This window comes from Neoroseomonas terrae, from assembly GCF_018129025.1.
Lineage (GTDB): Bacteria > Pseudomonadota > Alphaproteobacteria > Acetobacterales > Acetobacteraceae > Neoroseomonas > Neoroseomonas terrae.
In genome coordinates this window covers 124,736-149,815 of sequence record NZ_JAAEDI010000006.1, presented here as the reverse complement: position 1 = coordinate 149,815, position 25,080 = coordinate 124,736, and the positions used below count along the sequence as shown (strand labels likewise).

Here is a 25,080-nt window from a genome sequence, read left to right as displayed (position 1 = left end):
CCCGGCGACGTCAGCGCGCGCGCGACAGCGTCCGATCGCGCGGATCGAGCAGGAATACCGAGGCCATCAGCCCAGGGATCTGCGGCGAGACGGATGTGAGCACCGGTGGGCGGTCCGCCGCGTTCGGCGGCGCGCCGTCACGGCCGCGGGCGATCCAGTGGCGATAGATCTGGGCCGCGAGATTCCGCGGATCGACCTCCAGCGCGCGGCGGAAGGCGGCATCGGCGGCATCCACCTTGCCATCCGCCCAGTCGATCAGCCCGCGCTGGACTTCGAGGTAAGCAGGGAAGGATGGAATGATCTGGCGCATCGGCACCTGCGCGGCGCGGGCGAGTTCGCGTTCCGCGAGCCGCTGATCACCCTGTTGCACGGCAATGAAGGCGGCATTCAGCGCGTAGAATGGTCTCGCGGTGGCGAGTGCATCCTGGAATGCATCGGCGCGGGCTATCTCCGCCCGTGCGCCGGCGACATCGCCGTGGAGCAGGGCGAGCACGGAGACCAGGCTGTGCAGCGCGGATCTCTCGATATCCGTGTCGGGCCCCCATTCGCGGCGGAGCATGCGCTCCGCCTGGGCGCGGATCGGGGCGACGTCGATCGCCGGATCCTGCAGCAGGTCGCGCAGCCGGGCGAGGGTGACGCGGAAGGGCGCGATCTCGGCGAAGGTGCTGATGGCGGCGTGACGGATCAGCGCGACCGCGTCGCTGTCCGGCCGCTCGAAGGACAGGCGCTGCAGCGGCCTTCCCTGCTGCGCGAGGATGGTCTCCATCACGAGCCCATCGCCGCGCTGGATGACAGTCGCGGAGACGCGGATCGGCTCGAGGCCAAAGAGGTCCTGCAAGGCGATGGTGACGTCGGTGAGCTTCAGCGGTTCCGCGAGCGCGCCGATCACGGTGCGGCGGGAGGAGACGCGGGGCACCGGCACCGGCACGCCGGACGGGATGGCGGCGATGCGCGAGAGCTCGGTGACGAAGATCTCCTCCGCGGATTGGCGGGTGAGGCCGGATTGCTGAACGGCAGGCGGCAGGCCGATGCCCACCGCCATGGTATTGGCGCTGATCACCGCATCGCCGGCGATCAGGCCGAAGACGATGGCGGAGAGAAGGCCGATGGTGGCGAGTTCCATGCTGTCGGGGTTCCCGGGCGATCCGGCCGGCAGCTTCCTGCATCCGTCTTAAGCCGTGGTTGATGACGCGCGTCGTCGTCACCTCCCGCCGTAAGGCTTTCTCCATCTTGTTGGTCTTTGTTGCCGCCAACGCAGCGGAGACCGACCTTGTCCACCACCGATGACGCCCCGCCAGCCGCCGCCGGCTGGCACCGCCTGGCGTTCGCGACGACCGCGATCGCCTGCCTCGGCTTTGGCGCTGGCTATGGCGTGGGGGCGCTACGCGCGCCCGCGGCAGCCTCTCCCACGGCCATCGCCGGTGTGGCGATGACGGAGGCGAATCTCGCCGGCGCGACGGCGGATCTCGCCCTGCGCGTTGACAGGCTCGCGGGCGCCGAACGCAGCTTCGTCGCCTGGCGCGGGCAGATCGTCGGCACCGAGGCGCTGATGCGCGCTGGCCTGACGCTGCGTGAGGCGATGCTGGCCGACGGGTCCTATGCGGCGCCGCTTGACGCCGTGCTCGCCTTGCCGGGCGGGGCCGATGCGCTCGCAGCATTGGAGCCGGCGCTGCAGGCCGGCGCGGCCGGCGCGCCGAGCCGGGAGGTCCTGGCGGTGCAACTCGACGCGCTGGCAGGGAGCGTGCTGGCACTGGAGCAGGCGGAGGAGCAGGCAGGCTGGACCCGTCGGATGATGCGTCGGATGAGTGGATACCTGTCAGGTCGCACCGCATTGCAGGGGCGCCGCAGCGATGCCTTCGCAGCGGCGCGCGACGCCGCGGCGCTCGGTGACCTGCCGGCTTCGATCGTCGCGCTCGAATCCCTCGATGCCGAGGCTGCGTCCGTCCTGTCCGGGTGGGTGGATGCCGCCCGCCGCCGCATGGCGCTCGATTCCATGGCCGACCGCGTTGCGGCGTCGATGGTGACCTATGCGTATCGCTGAGCCGGACGATGCGTCGTGCTGCGGCGCAGTACCGCCTTCATCCGCCATAAACCACTTCGGGGCGATAAGCGCGGCACCGGAATCAACCCATCCGGGCACGCTCCAGGTCGGCACCGCATGACGCCCAGACACCGCCCGACGACATTACCGCGCGCGCGCAACGGCGCAGCCGCCGCGCTGGCGGCCTCGCTCGTTCTCGTGGTGCCGTCCGAAGGGTTGGGGCAAGCGCCTGCCGCGGGCGCTGCGGCCCGCCCCGCCGCGGCGGTCGATGCGCGGCTGCGTCGGATCGAGGATGGGCTCGGCGCGCTGGACGAGCGGCTGCGTCGCGCCGAGGAACCCCGCTCGGGCCCGACAGCCGGGGTGCGCGAACGCCTGGTCAGCGCGCTGCTGCATCTGGAAACGGTCATCGGCAATGGCAGACCCTGGCCGCGCGAATGGCAACTCATCCTTTCCCTGGATGGCGCCGAACTGCTGCCGCCGCTGTATCTCGAAGTGCTGGGCAGCCATGCCGCACGCGGCCTGCCATCCCTGCGCGACCTGCAGGACCGCTTCGAGGCCGTTGCGCCGGCCATTGCCGCGCGAGCCACGTCGGACGAGGAATTCCTGGAACGCACCGTGAACGTGGTCCGTTCCGCCTTCGCCGGCATCGGCCTCGTCGCGCCAGCCGAGCCCAGCGCGGTGGATACGGTGCTGGCGAGCATCCGTGACCATCTGCGCCGCGGTGAACTGCCGGGCGCGCTGACCGAGGTCGCGACCCTGGCCGAGGATCAGCAGGCGCTCCTCGCCGGCTGGATTGCTCAAATGCGGGCGCGTGTCGCAGTCGAGCAGTCGCTGCAGGAGGCGATCCTTGGTCTGCTGTCCACGCGGGCGCGGCAGGGGTGACGGCGATGGTCGGCGCAAAAGCCATCCGGCGGCTCGCGGGGGCGTTCGGGAGCGCGACGCTGGTCACGCTCCTGGCGTCGTCGGCATTCGGGCAGGGCGCGCCGGCTGTCCTGCGGGACAGGCTTACCATCGTCGCGGCGACGAATGCCGAGCGCGTCGCGGGTCTGCTGGTCCAGGGTTTCCGCGAGCGGCATCCGGAAGCGGTGGCGCCGGAGACGCAGAGCCTGCCGACTTCTCGTGCCGTCGAGCTGTTCTGCTCGGGGGCCGGCGTCGCGATGGCGGATATGCTGGTGACGTCGCGGCGCCTGTCATCCGCTGCGCGCGACTTCTGCGCGGCGAATGGCGTCGAGGAGGCAATGGAACTGCGCCTCGGGCTCGGCGCGGTGGTACTCGCGGTGCGCCGTGGGGACCCGCAGCCGGCCCTCACCGCACGGCAGGTCTATGAGGCGCTGGCCGCGGAGACGCCCGCCGAGCGCGGCTTCGAGCGCAATCGCTCGCTATCCTGGTCGCAACTCGCGGTCGGATTGCCCGCGGAGCCGATCCGGGTGCTGCTGCCGGTGCCGGGCAGCGGGTTGCGCGAATTGTTCGAGGAGACGGTGCTCGAAGCGGGCTGCCGGCCCCTGCGGCAGATCCGCATGATCTTCGAGGCTGATCTTCGCAGGGCCCGCTGCCTTACGCTGCGTGCGGATGGCCGGGTGCTGGAGTTGCCTGCCGACGAGGTCCCCCTGCGGCTGGTCGCCGCCCCGCGCGGTAGCCTTGCCGTCACCTCCTTCGAGGAGGTGATGCGCAGCGGCGGTAATCTGGTGGCGCTGGCGCTGGACGGCGTGGTGCCGACGCGCCAGTCCGTCGCCGCCGGCGAATATGAGGCGACGCGCGCCTACTATCTCTACGCCAAGCGGCAGCATGCGCAGAGCCGCGGCGGCGTGGGCGTGGTGCGCGGCATTCCCGAGTTCCTGGCCGAGGCGAGCAGCGAAGTGGCGGTCGGTCCCGCCGGCTACCTCGGTGAGGCCGGTCTGGTGCCGTTGCCGACCGCCGAGCGCCTCGCGCAGCGCATCGCCGCCGAACGCATGGCCGCGATCCGAACCCGATGAACCCCCCGCAGCCGGAGCGATGACGATGAGTCTCCGCAAGGCAGCCTGGCTGCTGATCCTGACCGCCCTATGCACGGCCGCCCCGGCTGTTGCGCGATCCGGCGAGCAGTACCCGACGCGCGCGGTGGTGACCCTGCCGTTGCAGGACCTGCCGCCGGCCGAAACCTTGTTCGACCGCGTTGGGCGCGCCGTCACCGGCTTCATCGGACTGTTCCGCGCCGGCGGCGGCGCAGCGGAGGCGGCGCGCGAGGCCGCCGGGTTCGTCCCGGGACAGATCCGCGACCGCGACGACTTCGTGTCTCTGATGGAAGTGGCCGGCTACGGGTTACGGGAGATCGAGACGACGATCGGCCTCATTCCCGGTTCGCGCCTAACCTTCGGTCGCGCGCGCGAGCTCAGCGATGCCGACCGGGATCATGTGGAGCGTCACCTGGACCGCCACGCGCAGCGTCAGGGCGGCCCGCTGTCGCGTCTCCAGCGGAGCATCGTGGGGGCCGTGCTGTCTGCTTCCGAGATCGGCGAGATGTCGGTGGAGCGGGTCGAGATCGATCTCTATCCGCTGCCGCAGATCAAGCTTGTGCTGGTGCCGCGCGACGCTCCGGTTTCGGCCGAGGCTGGCCGGCTGATGCGTCAGATCGACCGGCTGAGCGACCGGATGAATGGTCCGCCCCCGCTGCATGGGGAAACGGAATTGCAGATGCGGCGCCGCGAACCGCCGGTGGTGCAGGTGGCGCATTGAACTGAGCCGCGCACCGTGCGCGGCGACGCTGGGATGCCTCCAGAACAGAGGATCGACGATGTCCATGATGGATGGGACCGATGCGGGACGTTTCGGGGAACTGGTTCGCCTACACACGCAGGGCCGTCGCTTCCTGAACCAGGAGGAAGAGCGGCGCCTGCTAGAGGAAGGAGTGACACGGTATCGGCTGCGGCTGGAGGAGGCGCGTGGCATAGTACGTGCGGCGGCGGCCGAGGCGGACATGTCGCTCGAGCATGAGGTGAACGCTTCCGCCGCGCAGTTGCTGAAGACCCTTGCCGACCGTCGGCAGCGCATCGCGCGGAAGGATTTCGACAAAGCGGTGGCCTTCTACCGCGCCCGATCGGGTCGGAACCTGACGCCGGCCGACGCGCAGCGCCGGGTCAAGCGGCTGATGGAGGAAGCCGAGCTGAAGCCCGCGCGCAGCGGCCGCATTCTGCGGACGCGACGCTGGTATCGCCAGATCGCCGACTGAGGGCGCCGCCATGGATTTCGTGATGGCGCAGGAGATCGCCGCGCTGCCCACGGCGATCGCGGCGCTGGTCGCCATCGGCGCGCCGGTGCTGATCGCGATGACGGTCGGCACCGTGATGTTCGCCGTCTTCACGCCGCAGGAACTCGCGGCGAACAGCGTGGTGGGTTCGGTCAAGTTCGGCTTCGTGGTCGAGGTGTATGCCGTCGTCGCGGCGCTCACGCTCGTCGGCGCGTGGGACATCTACACGACGTCGCGCGACACGTTGCAGAAGGAGAGCGGGGCTCTCTACATGCTGGCCCACGCGGTCGACACCTATGGCGGCGCGGAGCAGGGCGAGGCGCGGCAGGCGATGCGTGGCGCGATCCGCGACTATGCCGAGGCCGTCGTCACCCATGACTGGCCGCGGCTGACCAATGGCCTGGCGCTTGGTACCTCGGATGGCGCCTTCACGCGGCTGTCCCGCGTGTTCTTCGATACCGAGCCGGTGACCCCGGCGCAGCAGGCCTTGGCGCAGAGCACCGTGGCCTGGGTCGCGCAGGTGGCCGAGGCGCGGATGGATCGGCTGTCGGTCGGGACGCGCACCATTTCCTTGCTGATCTGGGCGCTGATCATGACGGTCTCGGTCTCGGTGCTGGTGTTCCAGTGGTTCATCGGCAGCGGAAGCCAAGCGGTGCACTACAGCATGGGGGCGGTGATCGCGATCATCGTGGGCGGGGTGCTGCTTGTGTCGCTGAAGCTCGCGTTTCCCTTTGCCGGCGACGATCCGTTGCTGTCGCCGCGACCCTTCATCCTGCTGATGGATATCCGCTAATGCGCGACCCGGCTGCGATGACGCCAGCGCTGCAACGCGATCAGCAGCAACAGGAAGATCCAGAAGCTGAGCTGCGCTGCGACCCAGGCCGAAAGATGCGCGACATAGCCGATCAGCAGCGCGATCCAGGCTGTCAGGCTGAGGAAGGCGAGCAGCGCCCGCAGCCGGTTCCAGCCGCGCCAGAAGCGCAGCGCGGCGAGACAGCCGAAAACGACGGCGCCGACCGAGGCCCAGGCAAGGGCGATCACGAGCCAGTCGCCGCGGCCACGAAGTGCGTCGGCCAGCGTTCCGAACGCCGTATCCTGCGGCAGCGCGTATCGGGCGAGAAACTCCCGCAGATCGACGGACCACGCCGAGTTCTCGGCGAAGATCTCACGCGGCGCGAAGGCATCGAGATGCGGCGCGACGATCAGCAGCGCGATGCCGCACAGCAGCCCGGCGAGCACCGCCGACATGTGGAAAACCGGTACGGCTTCCGCATCTCCCGGAGCCAGCAGGTTGAACTGCGCCGCACCGAGCCGCGTGGCGCCGAGCGCCATAGCGAGCGCCAGCAGCATCCCGGCGCTTTCGAGGGCAAACGCGATCGTCGTCTCGGACACCCTGGCCGCTCTCGTTTCTGCTCGTTGCCGCTCGTAGCATGGATCGCGCTGCTTGGCGTGCTGCCGCTTGCGCAGGCGCGGGCGCAGCGAAGTGAGACCGTCGCGCTGGTGATGCCCGACGGGCGCTGCGTGGTGCGTATCGTCTCGGCAGAAACCATAGCCGCCGCCACCGCGGCGATGGGCCGTGCCGCGGAAGACAGCGGCGCGCTGATGCAGCGGCTCGCCGCCGATGCCGCCGCCGCGCGCTTCGCCGCGGCGCGCGAGCGCGTGCCCGCCTTTGGCGCCTGGGCCTTCGACTGGGTGCAGTCCTACATCAACTCCTTCCGCATGCTCGGCGCCATGCTGCGCAGCGTGGCGGACAGCGCGGCGGAAGGGGACGTCGTCAGGGCCGAGGCGCTGGTGCAGCGCATGGCTGCGCCGATGCGGTTCGCCTTCCATCAGCGCGTGCTGGCGCCGGCCGGCATGGCCGATGGCCTGGCCACGGATGCGGCCCACGCCGCTGCCATGCTGGAGATCTTCTGGGCGCGCGGGTTGACGGAGGCGGTACGGCCGATCCTCGATGCCCGGGCAGGATCGGGCCCGGCGACGGCGCCACGGCTCGACCTTGCCACCGCCGTGCGCGGGGTCGCGGACGACCTGGCCGCCGCTGTCGTCCCTGTCGCGTCCGACAGCGGCGTCGAGCCTGGCTCGGACCCGACCTCCGTCCTCACGCAGTCGATGCGCCCGATGGCGGCGCGGCTCAGTGCCGTCGCGCTCCGAGCCAGCGAGGCAGGCTCGTTGCTGGCGGCGGGTGGTGCGCTCGGTTTCGCCATGGGCGGCGCATCCGGCTTCCTCATCGGCACGGCGGGCGGCATCGGTGCCTACTGGGCGATCGACTGGGGGCTCAACCGCGTTGATTCGGCGCTGAACCGCGCCGATTTCGAAGCCCGTGCGCTGGACGCGATCGCCCGCGCCGAAGCGGCCTTCGTCGCCGGGCTGGATGGCACGGCGCGCGCGGCCATCGCGGTGCGCCTGCCGAGCGTCACGACGCAGCCCGCCGGCTGCCCGCTGCCGGTGGCGGGACGCTGACGATGCATTTCGACTGGCGCGGCGGCCTCGCACGGGTGTTGTTCAGCCTGTTCATCGTCTTCGCCGTCTACAACCCGAGCGGCCGGTCCTACTGGCATTGGCTGCGGGATGGCACCGGTCACTTCTGGCCGAAGCTGACCGTCGGCCTCCTGCTGCTGCTGGTGCACGCCGCGGTCGTCGCGACGCTGTTCGGCACGCTGGGGCGCAAGGGCGTTGCGTTGGTCTCGGTGGCCGTCGTCTCCGGCTGGGTCACGGTCGCCGAGCTGACGGATGTCGGGAGTCTCAGCCGCGACGGGCTCGCCATCATGCCGCTCGGCGTGATCAGCCTGGTCTATGCGGCCGGGCTCTCATGGTCGCTGATCCATCACCGGCTGGCCGGCATATCCCATGTCGAGGTGCTGAAATGACCGTTCACCAGAATGCACGGCGCACGGCGGCCGACACCTTCGTCGTCTCCTGCATCGATCCGCGTTTCGTCGAGGGACCGTCTGCGCTGCTGCACGCGCTGGGCCGCGAGGGACGGTACAGCGAGATGCGCATCGCCGGCGCGGCGCTCGCGGCGGTGAACGCGGCGCAGCCGGCCTGGGGCGCGGCGCTCTGGGAGAACCTGGCCGCCTCCCGGCAACTTCATGGTGTCAGGCGGGTCACTTTTCTCAATCATCGCGACTGCGGTGCGGTGAATGCCTGGGCCGGACGACGGCTGGCGGATGACCCCGCCGAGGAACTGCGCGTGCACGCCGAGCTGATGAACCGCGCCGCGGCGGAGGTGCGCCGTCGCCACCCGGATATGGAGGTCGAGATCGGGCTCATGGCGCTTGACGGTTCTGTGCAGGTGCTGCCGTGCGCGCATTGCGCGCCGCAGGCGGCACTGCGCGCGGAGGTCGCTGGACCGGTGCCCGCGCGCCGCGATCCGGAAGGCTTCGCCGAGCTGGTCCGGCTGCGCACGGCGGATGGGGCGCTTCCCGACGAGGCGCAGGAACGGGCCTTGCTCGCCGCCGGCGTTCGGGAGCACGGGCTGACGGCCGGCGAAGCCCGGCAGATACGCACGCGCCATGGTGGTGGCCGCCGGGTGGAGCGGGACGTCGCCGCCTATCTCGCCAGCCGCGCCGATGCCCGCGGGCGCATCGGCAGCGACGACGTTGCCGCCGGGGCGCGTCTGTTCCGGCGGCTGTCGGGTGGCGCGCTGCGCGAGCAGGATGCCCGCGCGCGGGCCGCCCGCATCGCATCGGTCGAAGGGCTGGAACCACGGGCGGAGGGTTTCTGGCCCTTCCGCTCCGAGCGCTGGTTCCACCGCCTGGCGGTGCCGGCCTAGCCGCCGCGCGCCGCCTCGCACAGCCGCGTGCGGTGGTCGAGATAGGCATCGCGCACCGCCTCGTACTCCGTCCCTGTCGGCTGGACGGGGTCGAAGTTGCGCGCCATGGCAAGCGCCGCGACCTCGCTTATCGCTTCGATGACGATGAACATCGTCACCGAGGGGACCGCGCCGACGAATGGCACGGCCATTGCGTAGATCGCGATGTTCGCGGCGCCGAGGTCGGCCAGCCCGTCCCGCGTCGTGCGCGGCCCGATCACCGGCAACACGAAGAACGGCCCGGCCTCCACACCCCGCACGCAGAGCGCCGTGCCGAGATCGATCATCGGCACGAGCACGCCGTAATCCGTGGCGCGGTCGACATAGCCGCCATAGCCGGCGACCAGGTTGATTCCCACGCGGCGCATCTGCCGCCCCGCGAGGTCATAGCGGCCGGTGATGGCGTGGCCGAGCGCGCTGATCGGCTCATTCACCGTGGTGTTCAGCATGTTGAGCAGTCCGGCCTGCACCGGTTCCGGCAGGTGCAGCACCTCCGGCACGGCATCGATCGCCACCTGTGCCGCAGCCTCGATGTCGTGGTTCAGCGCGAACATCGTCCGGTTGAAGCGTTCCCGCCAGGAGGACGCTTCATCGGCCAGGGCGGGGAGGGGGGTGGTGAGGAGGAGCAGGAGGAGCGCGCGACGGAGCGCCCTCATGCCGCGCGCCCCAGCGCGGCGCCACGTCGCAAGGCGGCCTCGGACACGCAGTGCAGCACCTTCACGAGGCGCCGGTTGTCGAACAGGGAAAGCATGTACGCATTCTCGGCAAAGGCATCGCGGAGGTAGTGGCCGCTCGGCTCCGGACATCCCGCGTAGCTGAAGCGCAGGAACTGCACGAAGAGCAGGGAACGCACGAAATGCACCGCGGTGAGGTTCCGCAGAACGATCTCGCTTTCCATTTCGCGTTCCAGGTGGAAGGCGAGGTTCACCAGCGTGAAGAAGATGCCGCGCCGCTGCAGGACCACCCGGTCCTCATAGACGCTGATCCGTCCACCGATGCCGCTGAGGCGCATCAAGGGCGCCTCAACACCGCCGCCAGCCATGAACAGCCACTCCCGCGATGGGGTGATGGGCGCCACCGTCGCGCGCCCCCTGGCCATTCTGGCAGGAAAACATTTACCAGAGGTTGACGGCGGATGGCCAGCATTGGCCACCCCCTCTGGACAGCGCCGCCCTCCCGCCGGACCATGGCCGCAAACGGTTAGGGGACGTGTCCATGGGCAAACGCAGCAAGGTCGTGGCCAGTTTCGACGAGGCCGTCGCCGGCATCGCGGATGGGTCGACCATCGCATTCGGCGGCTTCGCCCTGCCGGGCTCACCCTTCAACCTGACGGCCGCGCTGCTGCGGCAGGGGGCGAAGCGGCTGGTCTGCGTCGGCAACACCACGGGCGGCCCGCGCAAGCCACGCAACCCCGATATCGGCATGCTGGTGGAGAACGGGCAGGTCGCGAAGGTGATCTGTTCCTTCACCGCCGCGCCGCGCGCATCCGACGTGCTGCCCTTCACGCCGTATTACGAGCGCGGGGAAGTGGATGCCGAGACGGTGCCGCAGGGCACGCTCGCCGAACGCCTGCGCGCCGCGGGTGCCGGCGTGCCGGCCTTCTACACGCCAGCCGGCGTCGGCACGCAGCTCGCCGAGGGACGGGAGACGCGGGTCATCAACGGTCGCGAGTACCTGCTGGAATACGCGCTGCCCTGCGATGTCGCGCTGCTGCGCTGCTACCAGGCGGATGAGGCGGGCAACCTTCGCTTCCGCCGGGCCCAGCGCAATTTCGGGCCGATCATGGCCATGGCCTCGAAGCTGGTGATCGTCGAGGTCGAGGAACCGATCCTGCCCGCCGGCGCGATCGATCCGGACGAGGTGCACACGCCCGGCATCCTGGTCCAACGCCTTGTCCACATTCCGCCCGCGCCCGACGCGATCTGGCCGACGCTGAAGGAGACCCGCTGATGCCCTGGTCCCGCCCCCAGATGGCCGAGCGCCTGGCGCGTGAGTTCCAGGACGGCTGGATCGTGAACCTTGGCGTCGGCATGCCGACGCTGATCACCGATGTCGACATGGGCGAGAAGGAGATCACCTTCCACGCCGAGAACGGCGTCATCGGCTTCGGCCCCGTGGCCGCCGAAGGCCATGAGGATATCCACCTCGTCGACGCCAGCCGTCGCTTCGTGACGCTGCCCCCGGGCGCGGCCATCGTGGACCACGCCGACAGCTTCGCGCTGATCCGCAGCGGGCGCATCGACGTGACGGTTCTCGGTACCTATGAGGCCGCGGCCAATCGCGACTTCGCCAATTGGAAGGTGAAGGGCGCGAAGGGCGGGGTGATCGGCGGGGCGATGGACCTCGCGGCCTGCGCGAAGAACGTGTTCCTGATGATGGAGCATCGCACGCGGGACGGGACGTCGCGGATGCTGGCGGAATGCTCGCTGCCGGTGACGGCGCGCGGGCGCGTCAACCGCGTCATCACGGAACTCGGACTGTTCGAACCGACGGGCGCCGCCTTCAAGGTGCTGGACGTCGCGCCGGGCGTCACGATCGACGATATCCGCGCCGCGACCGCAGCCCCGGTGGAAGCCTGACCATGGCCCATATCGACTACTACGCTTCGCTGAACTCGCCCTGGACGCATCTGGGCGGCGCGCGGATCGAGGCGCTGGCCGCGCAGCATGGCGCGACCCTGCGCATCTACCCCGTCGATTTCGGCACGATCTTCGCCGGCTCGGGCGGCTTTCCGCTGCCGAAGCGGTCCCCGCAGCGGCAGGCGTACCGGTTGCAGGAACTGGCGCGCTGGCGGGAGGCGCTGGGCATTCCCATCACCATCAGGCCGAAGCACTTCCCGCACAACGAACTGCCCGGCGCCGCCGCCGTCATCGCGGTGCGGGAGACGATCGGCGACGCACCGGCCATCGCGCTCGCGCATCGCGTGCTGAAGGCGCTGTGGGAGGAGGAGAAGGACCCGGCCGAGCCCGCGACCTTCGCGGCGCTTTGCGGCGATGTCGGGCTCGATGCCGCGCAGGTCGCGGCGCTTGCCGCCGACCCGCGCTGGCAGGAACGACGCATGGCCGATACGCAGGCCGCCCTCGACCGCGGTGTCTTCGGCGCCCCGTGCTACGTCATCGGGGAGGACATCTTCTGGGGCCAGGATCGGCTCGACTTCGTGGCGCGGCGGCTGGCGCGGGGCTGAATCGCGTCGCATCATGCGGGCCGCCACGAACAGGGGGCCTCGCATGACTGACCTCGCCGCGCTGCGCCGGACGGCGCTCGATTGGATCGCCGCCAATGAAGGGCGGATGTCCGCCTTCAACGAGCGCATCTGGGGTTTCGCCGAACCCGCCTGGCGCGAATACAAATCCGCCGCGGCCTATGTCGAGCTGCTGCGCGCCGAAGGGTTCGAGGTCGAGGCCGGGTCCGGCGACATGCCGACCGCCTTCTGCGCCCGCTGGGGGAAGGGCGGGCCGCTGCTGGCCTCCTTCTCGGAATACGATGCCGTGCCCGGCAATTGCCAGGCGGTGGTCCCGCGACGGGAACCGCGCGCGGGCATGCACCCCTACGCGGCGGGGCACACCGATCCGCATTCCTCGCTCGGCACGGCGGCGTTGACCTCGATCCTGGCCGCCAAGGCCGCGCTGGAGAAGACCGGCACGCCCGGCCGGCTGGTGCTGTTCGGGGAGCCGGCGGAGAAGGTCTGCGGGTCGAAGCCCGTCCATGCGGCGAAGGGATACTACGACGATCTGGATGCCGCCGTCGTCTATCACCCGCATCTGCAGAACACGGTGACGGCCGAGACGCAGTTCGGCGCCTACTGGTCCTGCATCGTAACCTTCACCTGCGACAGCCCGGAGACCTGGATCGACAAGTCGCTGCTGCCGATCCGCGATGTCGGCCACGCGGCGGCCCGCGCGCCGGGTGCGACCGACGCGATGTGCCTGATGTACACGACGACGAAATACACCAAGGAGGCGATGTTCCCCCACGCCGGCGCCTGGACGCTGAACGAGTTCATTATGCATGGGGGCGACGCGACCTCGGACAACCTCGCGCCGCGCTTCACGCAGATCCAGTATTCCTGGCGCACGCCGTCGCTGCCGATGGCGCAGCAGATCGCCAATGTGCTGATGGCCAATGCGCGCTCCGCCGCGGCGGCCACCGCCTGCACGGCGCATTGGCGGTGGGTGACGAAGACGCGCGTGGGTCTCGCGAATACCGTGCTGACCGATGCCACCTGGGCGAATCTCCAGGAAGTCGGGCCGCCGAGCTACCCGGCCGCAGCCCAGGTCTTCGCGCGCGAGATCCAGGAAAATCTCGGCCTGGAACCGATGGACGACCCCTTCGCCGGGGCGAATACCAAGCTGACGACGCCGGCCGAGTTCGAGGCCGGGATGCGCCACTTCCTGCCGAACTGGCAGATGCACCTGTCGGCGGACGACTATGTTGAGTTCTGCTGGCATTGCCCGACGGTGCGGTTGCTGACCGCACGGCCACGGCTGCGCGTGCCGGATGCCAATTACGACTATCCGATGTGGACCTACAACGCGCTGGGAGGGCTGCCGGCGGCGATCGACCCGGGCATGTTCGTCGCCGCGAAGACGATGGCGCTGACCTTACTCGACCTCGCCGCGAAGCCGGGGCTGCTGGATGCCGCGCAGGCGGAATGGCGCGAGCGGACCGGTGGCGGCGTGGGCGGCGGCAAGTGGGTGCCGCCGCTGCTGGAGAAGGACTTCGTCCCGCCCGTCGACCTGCAATGGCCGGAATACGTGACGACGGCGCGCGGCGACGAATGGTGCGTGCCGACGCCGATCGACGGGTTGGGCGCGGGCGAACGCCTATAGGTGCCGCGTCTCGGCCGGCGGATTCATCCAGTTGTCGTGCAGCCCGTCCATGTAGTGGACGGGCGCCGCGACCAGATCCGGCACCGGCAGGTCGTCCAGCGCGGCGAGATGCACGGACATGAAGGGCTCGCCGCCCATCTGCACGATGCGGCCATGGCCATGCGTGGCGATGCCGCAGCGTTTGCAGAAGCGGTGATGGGTTTCGCCCCAGTCGCCGGACTTGCCGTAGTCGGCGAGCATGTCCTCGCCGGACAGCAGGCGGAAATCGGAGGGCTTGAGCCGTCCCGCGTTCCACATGCGCTGCTTCCAGCAGAAGGTGCAGTTGCACTTGGCCGTGCCCTGGTCGAGGTCGATATCGGCCTGGAAGGTCACGGCCTTGCAGTGGCAGCTTCCGTGATAGGTCCGCTTCATGGGTCGCTCCTGCGTCTGGCGCGCCGGCAGGGTAGGGTGCCTGCCGTCCGATCGCCGCATCAAGCGCGCGCGAGAGACGCCGCCGCTTGGCCCGCCGCGCGACCGGTGGCGAAGCAGGCTTGCAGGAGATAGCCGCCGGTCGGCGCTTCCCAGTCCAGCATCTCGCCGCAGGCGAAGAGGCCGGGGCGGCGGCGGAGCATAAGCGAGTCGTCCAACTCGCTCCACGCCAGCCCGCCGGCCGAGGAGATCGCGCGGGCGATCGGCGCGACGCCGGTGAGCGTGACGGGCAGCGCCTTCACCAGGGCCGCGAGGTCATCGCGCGCCGCGCCGCCATGCAGCGCTTCCTGCACCAGCGCGATGGCGATGGGCGGAAGTCCGCCGGCGCGGCGGAGGTGATTGGAGAGGCTGACGGCACCGGCCTTGCCGGACAGCCGCCGCGTAAGATCGTCATGCGCGATGTCGGGGCGCAGGTCGATACGCAGCGTGGCGCCGCCATCCGCTGCGATGGCGTCCCGCAATGGCGCCGAAAACGCGTAGATCGCGCCGCCCTCGATGCCCTGCGCCGTGATCATGGCCTCGCCGCGGATGGTCGTGCCGCCGAAGGACAGTGCGACGCGCTTGAGTGGTTCGCCGGCGAAGCGGCTGCGCAGATGGTCGGACCACGCGACGGTAAAGCCCATATTCGAGGGACGCAGCGGTGCGATCGCACAGCCCGGCAGCAGCGACGGCCAGGCACCATCCGATCCGAGTTTCGGCCAGGACGCCCCGCCGAGCGCGAGGATTGTCGCACTTGGCCGCGACAGCACCTCGCCGTGCGGCGTCGAGAACCGCAGCGCCCCATCCGGCGCGAAACCCATCCAGCGGTGGCGAGGGTGCAGCGTCACCCTGAGCGCCGCCAGCCGCGCGAGCCATGCGCGCAGCAGTGGTGACGCCTTCATGGCCTTCGGGAAGACGCGACCGGAGGATCCGACGAAGGTCGGCTGCCCCAGCCCTTCGCACCACGCGACCAATGCCTCCGGCGGGAAGGCGCGAATGAACGGTTCCAGTACGGCGCGCGCTGCGCCGTAGCGATCGAGGAACCGGTCCAGCGGCTCCGAATGCGTCAGGTTGAGCCCCCCGCGCCCCGCAATCAGCAGCTTGCGGGCAGGGGAGGGCATGTGGTCGTAGACGGTGACGGCGGCGCCGGCCTGCGCCGCCGCCTCCGCCGCCATTAGCCCCGCCGGGCCGGCGCCGATGACCGCGACGGCGCGGGTGCCGTCCCGCGCGCTCAGGCCGGGGTCCGTTCGAGCAGCTCGATCGAGATGTTCTCCGGCCCGCGCAGGAAGGCGATGCGCACGCCGGGGCGGATCGTGTTCGGCTCCATGGTGAAGGTCACGCCCTTCGCCTTCATGTCCGCGACAATGGCATCGATGCCGGTGACGGCGATGCCGATGTGCTCCAGCCCGCGATACGGCGCGGAGGGTGCCTCGCCGGTCGCGGCGTCGTTGATCGACGAGACGAAGATCGGCTGGCCGCCGAGGTTGAAGTCGATGCGGTCCGCGCCACGCTTCAGCGTCACGCCGAACACGCGCTCATAGAAGCCGGCGGTGGCTTCGATGTCCGGGCTGCGGAGGTGGATATGGTCGAAGGTGAAGGCCATGACGGGCTCCCGATGGTCAGATGGCGTTGCTGGCGCGGAGCGCGTCGCGCGCCGCGTCGTCGTAGCCGAGTTCGGCAAGGATCGCATCCGTGTCCGCGCCGAGTTCGCGCGGCGGGGCATCGACGCTCGGCCCGCCATGGGCGAAGTGGAACGCCGTGACGGGCACGGCGAAGGGGCCGGGGACGCCATCGGCACCTTCCTCGAAGCGATGCGTCAGGCCGCGCGCGACGATCTGCGGATCGGCCAGCGCCTCATCCATGCGGCGCACGCGGCTCGCGGGGACGTGCTTCGATTGCAGATACGCCTCCCACTCATCGGCGGTGCGGGTCAGCATGATCTCACGCAGCGCCGCGGCCTCCTCGGCGCGGTTCGCCACGCGATCCTCGGGGCGTGCCTTCGCCATCTCCGGCATGCCGAGCGCCGCCCAGAGTCGCTTCTGCTGGCGCATGTTGGATGCGCCGATCATCAGCAGGCCGTCCCTGGTCGGATAGGCGGAACTCGTCGCGTACTCATGGTCGTTGCCTCGCGGCCGCGGCGGCTTGCCGCTGCGCGAATGCGCGGTGACGTGGGACGCCATCATCATCATCGCCACATCCATCATGGACAGGTCGATGCGCTGCCCCTTGCCGGTGCGCTCGCGCTGGAACAGCGCGGCCGACAGCGCGAAGGCGCCCATCGTGCCGGTCGCGTAGTCCATCGCCGGCGCGCCAAGCTTCATCGGGTTCACCTCGGCCGTGCCCGTAGCCGCCATGATGCCCGAACTCGCCTGGATCACGTGGTCATAGGCGGTCATGCCGCCGCGCGGCCCCTTCTGCCCGAAGGCCGAGATCGAACAGTAGATCAGCCGCGGGTTCAGCTTCGACAGTGCCTCATAGCCGAGGCCGATCGCCTCGAAGGCGCCGGGGCGGTAGTTCTCGACCAGCACATCTGTCTGCGGGATCAGCTTGAGGAAGACCTCGCGCGCCGCTTCCTGCTTCAGGTCGAGCGTCAGCGACCGCTTGTTCGATCCCTGGGTGAGGAAATACGTGCCCATGCCGCTGCGGTTCAGGGCCGCGTCGCCACCCTGGCTGCGGCTGTGGTCGGGCTCGGCGGGATGCTCGACCTTGATGACCTCGGCGCCCAGCAGCGCGAGCTGATAGGCCGCGAAGGGCCCGGCGAGGACATGCGTGGCATCGATGATGCGGATGCCTTCGAAGGGACGGGTCATCAGCCGAGACTCACATTGTTGCGCCGGATCAGCGTGCCCCAGCGGTCGCGTTCCCGCGCGATGTAGTCGCCGAACTGCGCGGGCGTCATCGGATCGGCCACCGCACCTTCCGATTCCAGCCGTGCGCGGAAGGGCGCTTCGCCGAGGGTGCGGTTGCAGGCCTCGTTCAGCCTAGCCACTATCGCGGGCGGCGTGCCGGGCGGCGCGACGATGCCGTACCATTGCAGCGCCTCGAAGCCCTGCACGCCCTGGGACGCGACGGTCGGGATGTCGTTCGCCGAGGGCAGGCGCTCCAGCGAGGAGATCCCGAGCGCCCGAAGCTGCCCGGCGCGCACCGGCGGCAGCGCCGGCGGCCCGCCAGTCATGGTCAGCTGGATCGTGCCGCCAATCAGGTCCGTCAGCATCGGGCCCGTGCCGCGATAGGGCACATGCGTCATCTCGGTGCCCGTCGCCTCGTTGAAGGCGACCATGGCGATATGCGCCGCACTGCCATTGCCGCCGCTGCCATAGGTCAGCTCGCCGGGCTTGGATTTGGCCAGCGCGATCAGCGCCTGGACGTCGCGTGCCGCGAGGCCGTTGGTCACGACGAGGAAGTTCGCGACATTCGCCACCAGCGCGACGGGCACGAAGCGGGCCGTGTCGAAGGTCAGGTTCGGGTAGAGCGCCGGGTTGCAGGCGAGCGTCCCGATATGCCCCATCATCAGCGTCAGCCCATCGGGCGCGGCGCGGTACACCTGCTCCGACCCCACCGTGCCGCCGGCGCCCGGGCGGTTGTCGACGATGAAGGGCTGGTTGAAGATCTCGCCAAGCCTTTGGCCCATGGCGCGCGCGAGAATGTCGGTCGATCCACCCGGCGTGAAGGGCACGACCAGGCGCACCGGCTTGTCGGGCCAATTGCCCTGCGCGCGCGCAACGGCGAAGGGGGCGAGGGTGGCGCCGGCGATCGCGGCGCGACGGGTCAGGCGGATCATGTGGGCATTTCCTCGATCAGCACGCCGTCTTTGCGCAGCGTTTCGATGTCTTCCTGGGTAAGCCCGGCTTCGGCAAGCACCGCCGCGCCATCTGCGCCGAGGCGCGGCGCCGGCGGACGTGGCGGCGCGACGCCGCCGGAAAAGCTGTTCGGCCGGCCGATCGCCCAGGTCGGGCCCTCGGTCGGGTGCTCCTCCTCCGTCACCATGCCGACCGCGCGCAGATGCGGGTCGTCGATCAGCGAGCCGATGGTGTTGTAGGGGGAGACCGGCACATCCGCGCGGTCGAAGATCTCCAGCCACTCCGCCGAGGTCTTCCCGCCCAGCGAGGTCGCGCGGATGTGGAAGTATTCCTTCGTGTGCTGCACGCGCTGCGCGACCTTGGCGAAGCGCGGATCGGTCTTCAGCTCCGGCCGGTCGATCGCGTCGAAGAAGGCGTGCGCCTGCGCATCCGTGTTGGCGCTGATGCAGATGAAGCCGTCCTTGGTCGGCAGCGGCTTGCCGTCGGGGCTCAGCACGCGGTGATCGCCGGGCGGGCCGAGCGCCGGGCGGAAGGACGCCGCGCCGAGATGCTCCTGCATGATGTAGGCGGCCATGTTCTCGAACATCGGCACTTCGATCGCTTCACCCTGGCCGGTCTTCTCGCGGCGATACAGCGCGAAGCCGATCATCTGCGCGGCGATCAGCCCGACCGTGTGGTCCGCGACGAGGAAGGGGACGTAGCGCGGTTCGCCGGTCGAGGCCTCGAAGGCACCCGCGACGCCCGACACGCCCTGGATGACGGTGTCGTAGGCCGGTCGTCCGGCATAAGGACCGCCCGTGCCGAAGCCGGTGATGGAGCAATGGATCAGCCGCGGCGCCACGGCACGCAGGCTCGCCTCATCCACGCCGAGCCGCGCCTGCGCATCCGGACGAATGTTGGTCACGAAGACATCGACGCTGCGCGCGAGCTTCTGCAGGGCCGCGATGCCCGCCGGCTTCTTGAGGTCGATGGCCAGCGACTTCTTGCCGCGATTGAAGTTCAGGAACTTGCCGTTCATCCCCGTGCTGCGGCCTTTGCCCGCCAGCGAGCGCAGCAGGTCGCCGGTCGGCGGCGCCTCGATCTTGATGACCTCGGCGCCGTGCTCGCACAGCACATGCGTGCAGATCGGGCCGACGACAACGGCCGAAAGGTCGAGAACGCGAATACCGTCCAGTGGTCCGCTCACGTCAGCCTCGTCTTGATACGGATGGCCATGGCGCCATCATCCTTCTCGACCCAGAGATTGCGTGCGCCGTCGGCGCCCGGCGCATCGGCGCAGAGGAAGGCCGGCCGGTCACAGAACACCGGCTGCATGGTGCGCGCCTCATAGGACGCGATCTGCCTGCCGGGGTTGCGGCGCAGCAGCGCCTCGAACAGGAACAGCGTGCTGACGCTGCCATTGACGACCAGCGCGGGGTATCCCTCGCCGTCGCGCGCATAGTCCGCGTCGTAGTGGATGCGGTGCCCGTTGAAGGCCAGCGCCGAGAAGCGGAACAGCACGACCGGATCGGGCCTCCAGGCATCGCGCCATTCGGCGGTTGGCGTCTCGGCAGGCTTCTCGGGCGGTGCCGGCGCGTTGCGCTTCGCTTCCAGATAGGCGACGTCCTGCTCCTCCACCGCCAGCAGCCCGTTCGGCCCGGTGATGGTGTGGCGCAGCATGACGAAGATCATCGCACCTGACCGCCCGACCTTGGGCGTGATGGCGGCGATCGCCGTCTCCCGCTCCAGCGCATCACCCACATGCACCGGCGCGTGATAGGTCAGGCGCCGGCCGCCCAGCATCCGCCGGGGGAGGGGAACCGGCGGCAGGAAATCGCCTTTCGACGGGTGCCCGTCCGGCCCCAACTGCGATTGCGGCTGCGCATCGTCGAACAGCATGGTCAGCCAATGGTTCGGCACCACCGCGCCGCGGTCGAGAGCGACATCGCTCCGATCCGTCAGCGCGGCCATGCGACGCACCAGCGGCGTCGCCATCTCATCCGCCACGCGGCGCGTGCGGCCGATCCAGGATTGCAGATCGTCGGTCATGCGAAGCCGTAGAGTCTTGCGGGGTTGTCCACCAGCACGCGCCGCAGCGCGTCGTCGTCGCCGAATTCCGGCAGCAGGTCGACCAGGTCGGCCTCGTCCGGGTCCCAGCGCACATTGGGGTGCGGCCAGTCGGTGCCCCACAGGGTGCGGTCGGGCGCGGCCTCGATCAGCTTCCGCGCGAAGGGCACCGCGTCGCGGAAGGGTGGGCCTTCGGCGGAGATGCGCTCGGCCCCCGAGACCTTCACCCAGTAGTTTTCGCGCTTCAGCAGGTCGAGCAGGATGCGGAACGGTGCCTGCTCCGTTCCCTCCGCCACAGGCACGCGGCCCATGTGATCGATCACCACGGGCAGGGAGAAGCCGCGCAGCAGCGCCTCGAATTCCGGGATGTTGGCGGCATCGAGATGCAGCACCAGGTGCCAGCCCATCGGCGCGATCCGATCCGCCGTGCGCTGCACCAGCGCAAGATCGGGCACGCCGCCCAGATGCTTCACGAAGCCGAAGCGCACGCCGCGCACGCCGCCATCGTGCAGCGCCTGAAACTCGGCATCGCCGAAGCTCGCATCGATCAGCGCCACGCCACGATAGGCGCCGCCGCTTGCGGCAATCGCATCCAGCATCGCGCGGTTGTCCGATTTGTAGACCGTGGTCTGCACGATGACCGCACGCTCCACGCCGAGCCGTGCGTGCAGCGCTCGCAGATCGGCCGCGTTGCGCTCCGGCGGCGTATAGGGCGCGCCCTTCGCCACCGGATAACGGTCGAACGGCCCCCAGATATGCACATGCGTGTCGCAGGTGCCGGGCGGCAGGCTGAAGGCGGGTCGGCGCATGGCGTCAGCCTCCCGGGAAGTCATAGAGGCGCGCCGGCGTATCGGTCAGGATCTTCTTCCGCAGTGCCGGATCAGGCGTCCAATCCAGGAACACCTCCAGCAGCCGCCGCGCATCCGGCCGGCCGCCATCGGGGCGCGGGTGCGGCCAATCCGTGCCCCAGAGCAGCGCATCCGGGTTCGCGGCGATCAGCGCGTCATGGAACGGCTTCGCCGCGACATAATCCGGCTGCACCGCGCCGAGCCGGTAGGTGCCCGACAGCTTCGCCATGTACCGACCCTCGGCCACCCCGGCAACCAGCGCCTGGAAGCCGGGGTCGCCGATGCCGTGGCTGTGGTGCATCCGCCCCATATGGTCGACCACGATCGGCACCGGCACCTTCGCGAGCCGCGGTTCCAGCTCCGGCAGGTGTCGCGCGTCGATCCACAGTTGCAGGTGCCAACCGAGTTCCTCCATCACCGGGAAGAAGGGTTCGATCTCCTCCAGCCGCACGCCGCCGTGGTACGCGGCCTGGCCGTCACGGCGATACTCATTCGCGCGCAAGCCCCGGATCCCGTCGCGATGCATCGCGCGCAGCGTGTCCGCCGTCGCTTCCTGCCCCACCACGGCCACGCCGCGCAGCCTGTCCGGCGCGCGGCGCAGCGCATCCAGCGTGCACGCATTGTCGCGGTCATAAGCCGAGGGCTGCACGATCACGCCGCGATCGAGCTCCAGCCGATCCAGCAGCGCGAGATAATCCTCGAGCGTCTCGTCCTCCGGCGTGTAGGACCGTGGCTCGGCATAGGGAAACCGCGCGGCCGGGCCGAAGATGTGGCAATGGCAGTCGGTGGCGCCGACCGGGGTGCGGCGCTCGGTCATTCGGGCTTGATGTCCGCGATGCGCGCGGCGTTGCGCGACTTCGCCAAATCCTGCGCGATGTAGTTGGCGAAGCCCTCCGGCGTGACGAGGGCGCCGCTCGCCGCCTCGCCGCCGAGCTGCTGCATCCGCGCGCGGAAATCCGGCTCGGCGACGATCTCGGCCATGGCCTGCGACAGCCGGCGCATCGCCTCGGGCGGCGTGCCGGTGGGCGCCAGCAACCCGACATAGGAACCGGCGGTGAAATCGGGGACGCCCTGTTCGATCATCGTCGGCACGTCGGGCAGTTCCGCCACGCGGCGCGGGGAGGCGATGGCGATCACCCGCCCCTTGCCGTCGCGCTGCATCGCGATGCCAGTCGACAGTTCGGTGAACAGCATCGGCAGGTTGCCGGCGAGGAAATCCGGCACCGCCGCGCCGCCGCCGCGATAGGGCACGTGCAGCAGCCTCGCCCCGGTCGCGGCCTTGAAGGATTCGAGCGAGAGATGCGTGGCACTCGCCACCCCGGCCGTTCCGATGCCAAGAGCCTCGCCACCCGCGGCGCGCGATGCCGCGACGACATCGGCGACCGTGCGATACGGCGCGTCGGCGCGCACGACGAGGCAATGCGGCACCTCCATCGCCATGGCCACGGGCGCGAAATCGCGCGTCGCGTCATAGGGGAGCCGCGCCTGCACCACTGGATTGACGGAAAGGGGCCCGTTCGACCCGATCAGCAGCGTGTAGCCATCCGGCCGAGCACGGGCGACCGCCTCCGCGCCCACCGAGCCGCCGGCGCCGGGGCGGTTCTCGACCACCACCGGCTGACCCAGCTTCTCCTGCAACCGCGGCTGCAGCACCCGCCCGATGATGTCGGCATTGCCGCCCGCGGCGAAGGGCACGATCACGCGGATCGGGCGGTCGGGATAGGCGGCCTGTGCGACCGCGCTGCGGGCGGCGATCAGCGCGACCCCTGCGGCCAGCGCCTGGCGGCGGCTGAGCATCGGATATTTCCTCCGGACTTGGACGGCGCGGAGCATGCCACGCCCCGCGCGGCGCATCAAAACAGCCGCATCGGCACCGCCACGCTGCCCTGCATCAGCCGCCGCGCGGAGCGGAACACCACCGCGCTGTCGGCGAACCAGCCATTTCCGTCCCGTCGCACCTCCGCACCCACCGACAGCACGCCGGAGGGGTTGGCGAGCCGCACCTCATCCGTGTCCGGCGTCGCGGCGATCATCTGCGGCAGCGACCCGTCGATGCGGCAGGCGACGCCGAGCGCCATGCCGCCCGTCAGGGGCACGGCGCGATGCGCGCGCTCCATGGAGATCATGCGCACCGCGATCTCATGCGTGCCGGCAGCGATCGTCGAACCGTCCAGCGCGCGATACTCGGCCGGCGCCGAAACGACGGCGACCTTCGGGATGCCGAGCGGCGCGGCCTCCGGCGTGTCGGACAGGCCCATGCGCACCGCGGCGAGGCGCCGCAACGCATCCAGCAGCGCCATCGCGCCGGGCTTCGCCTCGATGGCGTCGGGGCTCTCCGTCCCGGTCAGGCCGAGTTCCGCGGCGTCCAGGAACACGCAGGCATTCGCCGCATCGACCATCGTCGCGCGGTAGCTGCGGCCTTCATGCTCCAGCGTGTCCAGCACTTGGCCCGTGGGCAGCAGGGAGCCTGTCTGCCCGCCGCCGGGAACAAGGAAATCGAGCCGGATGCGCGCGCCGGTGCCCGAGACGCCAGCCATGGCGAAGTCGCCCTCGGTCGCCGCGCGGCGGCCGCGCACCAGGAAGCGCGCATGGATGATGCGCTTCGTGTTCACCTGGTGGATGCGTACCAGCGTCTCGCCATCCGAGGCACGGATCAGCCCTTCATCCACCGCGAAAGGACCGACAGCGGAGGAGAGGTTGCCGCAATTGCTTTGCCAGTCGACCAGCGGCCGGTCCACCGCCACCTGCGCGAAGGTGTAGTCCACATCCGCGTCGGGATGCGTCGGCGGCCCGATGATCACGGCCTTCGACAGCGACGAGATGCCGCCGCCCATCCCATCCAGCTGCCGCCCATAGGGATCGGGGCTGCCGAGGACGGACAGGAAGATCGCATCCTGCTTTGCGCGGTCGTGCGGCAGGTCCTTCGCGTGGAAGAACACGCCCTTGGAGGAACCGCCGCGGTGGAAGACGGCGGGGATGAAGGCCTGGTCCATGTGACGGTTCCTCGACACGGGGCTATGATGGTGCAGCAACGCAGAGGGAATGCCCATGCTCGACCGTTCCGCCAAGGGCGTCTTCGTCATCGCCCCGACCCCGTTCCTGCCGGGCGGCGCGCTCGACCTCGACAGTACGGATCGCATGACGGATGCGTTCATCGCCGCCGGCGCGTCGGGAATGACCATCCTCGGCGTGATGGGGGAGGCGCCGAAGCTGACCGAGGCGGAAAGCCTCACCTTCGTCGATCGCGTGCTGAAGCGCGTCAAGGGGCGCATCCCCGTGGTGGTCGGCGCCTCGGCGCCGGGCTTCGCGCAGATGAAGGCGATTTCGCGCGGGTCGATGGATCTTGGCGCCGCGGGCATCATGGTCTCCCCCGCGCCGGGGCTGAAGGGGGATGAGGCCGTCGTGTCCTACATCGCCCAGGCGATGGACGTGGTGGATGGCCCCTTCGTCCTGCAGGATTATCCGCAGCTGACCGGCATCACCATGACCGCCGCGATGATCGCCCGCATGGCGCAGGACCAGCGCATGGTCATGCTGAAGGCAGAGGACTGGCCCGGCCTCGACAAGCTGACCGCCGTGCGGAAGCTGGAGGCAGAGGGCAAGATGCCGCGGGTCGCGATCCTGGGCGGCGTCGGCGGGCAGTTCCTGCCGGAGGAACTCGCGCGCGGCGCGGATGGCATCATGACCGGCTACGCCTATCCCGAGATGCTGGTGAAGGTCTGCCAGCTGATGGGTGCCGGCCGGCGCGACGCGGCGCAGGACCTGTTCGACCTGCACCTGCCGCTGATCCGCACGGAGGTGCAGCCGGGCCTCGGCCTCGCCATCCGCAAATACGTGCTGAAGAAGCGCGGCATCATCGCCCATGACGTGCTGCGCGCGCCAGGGCCGAAGATGTCGGCGGAGACGGCGGGCGAGGTGGACTACCTGATGGGGCGGCTTGAACGCGCGGAGGCGCGGCTCGCGGCCTAGGGCATTTCGGTGAACTCCCGTTCACCTCAAATGCTCTAGCGTCGTCACCTGCCCGGATGAACCCAC

General features: G+C 69.9%; 29 protein-coding genes. 14 read left to right on the top strand and 15 right to left on the bottom strand.

Going from position 1 to position 25,080, the window contains the following annotated elements:
* Positions 1-10: 10 nt before the first annotated feature.
* Positions 11-1,123 (bottom strand): hypothetical protein, encoded by a 1,113-nt coding sequence (locus GXW78_RS07205; protein ID WP_211867422.1) that lies wholly within the window; start codon positions 1,121-1,123, stop codon positions 11-13.
* Positions 1,124-1,270: 147 nt separating this feature from the next.
* Here GXW78_RS07205 and GXW78_RS07200 point away from each other — a divergent pair, with 147 nt between their 5' ends.
* From GXW78_RS07200 to GXW78_RS07175, 6 genes are all read left to right on the top strand, one after another.
* On the top strand, positions 1,271-2,041 hold the full coding sequence (locus tag GXW78_RS07200; RefSeq protein WP_211867421.1) for a hypothetical protein: 771 nt from the start codon (positions 1,271-1,273) through the stop codon (positions 2,039-2,041).
* A 117-nt stretch (positions 2,042-2,158) separates the two neighbouring features.
* On the top strand, positions 2,159-2,923 hold the full coding sequence (locus GXW78_RS07195; protein WP_211867420.1) for a COG4223 family protein: 765 nt from the start codon (positions 2,159-2,161) through the stop codon (positions 2,921-2,923).
* A gap of 5 nt (positions 2,924-2,928) precedes the next feature.
* A complete protein-coding gene (locus GXW78_RS07190) occupies positions 2,929-4,014 on the top strand; it encodes a PstS family phosphate ABC transporter substrate-binding protein (protein WP_211867419.1) in 1,086 nt (361 codons plus the stop codon).
* A 25-nt stretch (positions 4,015-4,039) separates the two neighbouring features.
* Positions 4,040-4,753: a hypothetical protein gene (locus tag GXW78_RS07185; protein WP_211867418.1), complete on the top strand. Its 714-nt coding sequence runs from the start codon at positions 4,040-4,042 to the stop codon at positions 4,751-4,753.
* 58 nt (positions 4,754-4,811) lie between these two features.
* Positions 4,812-5,246 (top strand): hypothetical protein, encoded by a 435-nt coding sequence (locus GXW78_RS07180; protein ID WP_211867417.1) that lies wholly within the window; start codon positions 4,812-4,814, stop codon positions 5,244-5,246.
* 10 nt (positions 5,247-5,256) lie between these two features.
* The gene (locus GXW78_RS07175; protein WP_211867415.1) at positions 5,257-6,057 is read left to right on the top strand and encodes a bestrophin-like domain; all 801 of its coding nucleotides are present in this window, start codon (positions 5,257-5,259) and stop codon (positions 6,055-6,057) included.
* Here GXW78_RS07175 and GXW78_RS07170 read toward each other — a convergent pair.
* On the bottom strand, positions 6,054-6,656 hold the full coding sequence (locus GXW78_RS07170) for a hypothetical protein (RefSeq protein ID WP_211867413.1): 603 nt from the start codon (positions 6,654-6,656) through the stop codon (positions 6,054-6,056). The two genes, GXW78_RS07175 and GXW78_RS07170, sit on opposite strands and share 4 nt — an antisense overlap.
* Before the next feature lie 24 nt (positions 6,657-6,680).
* Here GXW78_RS07170 and GXW78_RS07165 point away from each other — a divergent pair, with 24 nt between their 5' ends.
* The 3 genes from GXW78_RS07165 to GXW78_RS07155 are packed head-to-tail and all read left to right on the top strand — an operon-like array spanning position 6,681 to position 9,036.
* Entirely contained in the window at positions 6,681-7,724 is a 1,044-nt protein-coding gene (locus GXW78_RS07165; protein ID WP_211867411.1) for a hypothetical protein, read from the top strand.
* Positions 7,725-7,726: 2 nt separating this feature from the next.
* Positions 7,727-8,131, top strand: a complete 405-nt coding sequence (locus tag GXW78_RS07160; RefSeq protein WP_211867409.1) for a DUF6524 family protein — start codon at positions 7,727-7,729, stop codon at positions 8,129-8,131.
* Positions 8,128-9,036, top strand: coding sequence for a hypothetical protein (locus tag GXW78_RS07155; protein WP_211867407.1), 909 nt, complete (start codon positions 8,128-8,130; stop codon positions 9,034-9,036). The genes GXW78_RS07160 and GXW78_RS07155 overlap by 4 nt, the downstream gene beginning before the upstream one ends.
* Here GXW78_RS07155 and GXW78_RS07150 read toward each other — a convergent pair.
* Both GXW78_RS07150 and GXW78_RS07145 read right to left on the bottom strand, forming a co-directional pair.
* Complete coding sequence (locus GXW78_RS07150) at positions 9,033-9,731, bottom strand: MlaA family lipoprotein (RefSeq protein ID WP_211867405.1); 699 nt, start codon at positions 9,729-9,731, stop codon at positions 9,033-9,035. The genes GXW78_RS07155 and GXW78_RS07150 overlap by 4 nt on opposite strands.
* Positions 9,728-10,174, bottom strand: coding sequence for a hypothetical protein (locus GXW78_RS07145; RefSeq protein WP_211867403.1), 447 nt, complete (start codon positions 10,172-10,174; stop codon positions 9,728-9,730). Before GXW78_RS07145 ends, GXW78_RS07150 begins: the two co-directional genes overlap by 4 nt.
* 116 nt (positions 10,175-10,290) lie before the next feature.
* Between GXW78_RS07145 and GXW78_RS07140 the strand changes: the two genes are divergently transcribed.
* Genes GXW78_RS07140 through GXW78_RS07125 form a run of 4 tightly spaced genes read left to right on the top strand, consistent with a single transcriptional unit; the run spans position 10,291 to position 13,904 of the window.
* Positions 10,291-11,025, top strand: a complete 735-nt coding sequence (locus tag GXW78_RS07140) for a CoA transferase subunit A (protein WP_211867401.1) — start codon at positions 10,291-10,293, stop codon at positions 11,023-11,025.
* Positions 11,025-11,654: a CoA-transferase gene (locus tag GXW78_RS07135; RefSeq protein WP_211867399.1), complete on the top strand. Its 630-nt coding sequence runs from the start codon at positions 11,025-11,027 to the stop codon at positions 11,652-11,654. The genes GXW78_RS07140 and GXW78_RS07135 overlap by 1 nt, the downstream gene beginning before the upstream one ends.
* Before the next feature lie 2 nt (positions 11,655-11,656).
* The gene (locus tag GXW78_RS07130; RefSeq protein WP_211867397.1) at positions 11,657-12,259 is read left to right on the top strand and encodes a 2-hydroxychromene-2-carboxylate isomerase; all 603 of its coding nucleotides are present in this window, start codon (positions 11,657-11,659) and stop codon (positions 12,257-12,259) included.
* Between the two features lie 43 nt (positions 12,260-12,302).
* Positions 12,303-13,904, top strand: a complete 1,602-nt coding sequence (locus tag GXW78_RS07125) for a zinc-binding metallopeptidase family protein (protein ID WP_211867395.1) — start codon at positions 12,303-12,305, stop codon at positions 13,902-13,904.
* Here the strand turns inward: GXW78_RS07125 and GXW78_RS07120 are convergent.
* The 11 genes from GXW78_RS07120 to GXW78_RS07070 are packed head-to-tail and all read right to left on the bottom strand — an operon-like array spanning position 13,899 to position 24,038.
* Positions 13,899-14,315 (bottom strand): GFA family protein, encoded by a 417-nt coding sequence (locus GXW78_RS07120; protein WP_211867393.1) that lies wholly within the window; start codon positions 14,313-14,315, stop codon positions 13,899-13,901. The two genes, GXW78_RS07125 and GXW78_RS07120, sit on opposite strands and share 6 nt — an antisense overlap.
* Positions 14,316-14,374: 59 nt before the next feature.
* Positions 14,375-15,586 carry a TIGR03862 family flavoprotein gene (locus GXW78_RS07115; protein ID WP_272876804.1) on the bottom strand — a complete coding sequence of 404 codons (1,212 nt, stop codon included), beginning with the start codon at positions 15,584-15,586 and terminating at the stop codon, positions 14,375-14,377.
* Positions 15,583-15,954, bottom strand: coding sequence for a VOC family protein (locus GXW78_RS07110; protein ID WP_211867389.1), 372 nt, complete (start codon positions 15,952-15,954; stop codon positions 15,583-15,585). Before GXW78_RS07110 ends, GXW78_RS07115 begins: the two co-directional genes overlap by 4 nt.
* 16 nt (positions 15,955-15,970) lie before the next feature.
* On the bottom strand, positions 15,971-17,161 hold the full coding sequence (locus tag GXW78_RS07105; RefSeq protein ID WP_211867387.1) for a CaiB/BaiF CoA transferase family protein: 1,191 nt from the start codon (positions 17,159-17,161) through the stop codon (positions 15,971-15,973).
* The gene (locus tag GXW78_RS07100) at positions 17,161-18,132 is read right to left on the bottom strand and encodes a Bug family tripartite tricarboxylate transporter substrate binding protein (protein WP_211867385.1); all 972 of its coding nucleotides are present in this window, start codon (positions 18,130-18,132) and stop codon (positions 17,161-17,163) included. The genes GXW78_RS07105 and GXW78_RS07100 overlap by 1 nt, the downstream gene beginning before the upstream one ends.
* Positions 18,129-19,337, bottom strand: coding sequence for a CaiB/BaiF CoA transferase family protein (locus GXW78_RS07095; protein WP_211867383.1), 1,209 nt, complete (start codon positions 19,335-19,337; stop codon positions 18,129-18,131). Before GXW78_RS07095 ends, GXW78_RS07100 begins: the two co-directional genes overlap by 4 nt.
* The gene (locus GXW78_RS07090) at positions 19,334-20,179 is read right to left on the bottom strand and encodes an FAS1-like dehydratase domain-containing protein (RefSeq protein WP_211867381.1); all 846 of its coding nucleotides are present in this window, start codon (positions 20,177-20,179) and stop codon (positions 19,334-19,336) included. The genes GXW78_RS07095 and GXW78_RS07090 overlap by 4 nt, the downstream gene beginning before the upstream one ends.
* The gene (locus GXW78_RS07085) at positions 20,176-21,006 is read right to left on the bottom strand and encodes an amidohydrolase family protein (RefSeq protein ID WP_211867379.1); all 831 of its coding nucleotides are present in this window, start codon (positions 21,004-21,006) and stop codon (positions 20,176-20,178) included. The genes GXW78_RS07090 and GXW78_RS07085 overlap by 4 nt, the downstream gene beginning before the upstream one ends.
* A 4-nt stretch (positions 21,007-21,010) precedes the next feature.
* On the bottom strand, positions 21,011-21,862 hold the full coding sequence (locus tag GXW78_RS07080; RefSeq protein ID WP_211867377.1) for an amidohydrolase family protein: 852 nt from the start codon (positions 21,860-21,862) through the stop codon (positions 21,011-21,013).
* On the bottom strand, positions 21,859-22,842 hold the full coding sequence (locus GXW78_RS07075) for a Bug family tripartite tricarboxylate transporter substrate binding protein (RefSeq protein ID WP_211867375.1): 984 nt from the start codon (positions 22,840-22,842) through the stop codon (positions 21,859-21,861). Before GXW78_RS07075 ends, GXW78_RS07080 begins: the two co-directional genes overlap by 4 nt.
* Positions 22,843-22,898: 56 nt before the next feature.
* Positions 22,899-24,038, bottom strand: a complete 1,140-nt coding sequence (locus GXW78_RS07070; protein ID WP_211867373.1) for a 2-methylaconitate cis-trans isomerase PrpF family protein — start codon at positions 24,036-24,038, stop codon at positions 22,899-22,901.
* A 55-nt stretch (positions 24,039-24,093) separates the two neighbouring features.
* On the opposite strand from GXW78_RS07070, the gene GXW78_RS07065 reads away from it, so the two are divergent.
* Positions 24,094-25,014 carry a dihydrodipicolinate synthase family protein gene (locus GXW78_RS07065; protein WP_246521937.1) on the top strand — a complete coding sequence of 307 codons (921 nt, stop codon included), beginning with the start codon at positions 24,094-24,096 and terminating at the stop codon, positions 25,012-25,014.
* Positions 25,015-25,080: the final 66 nt, after the last annotated feature.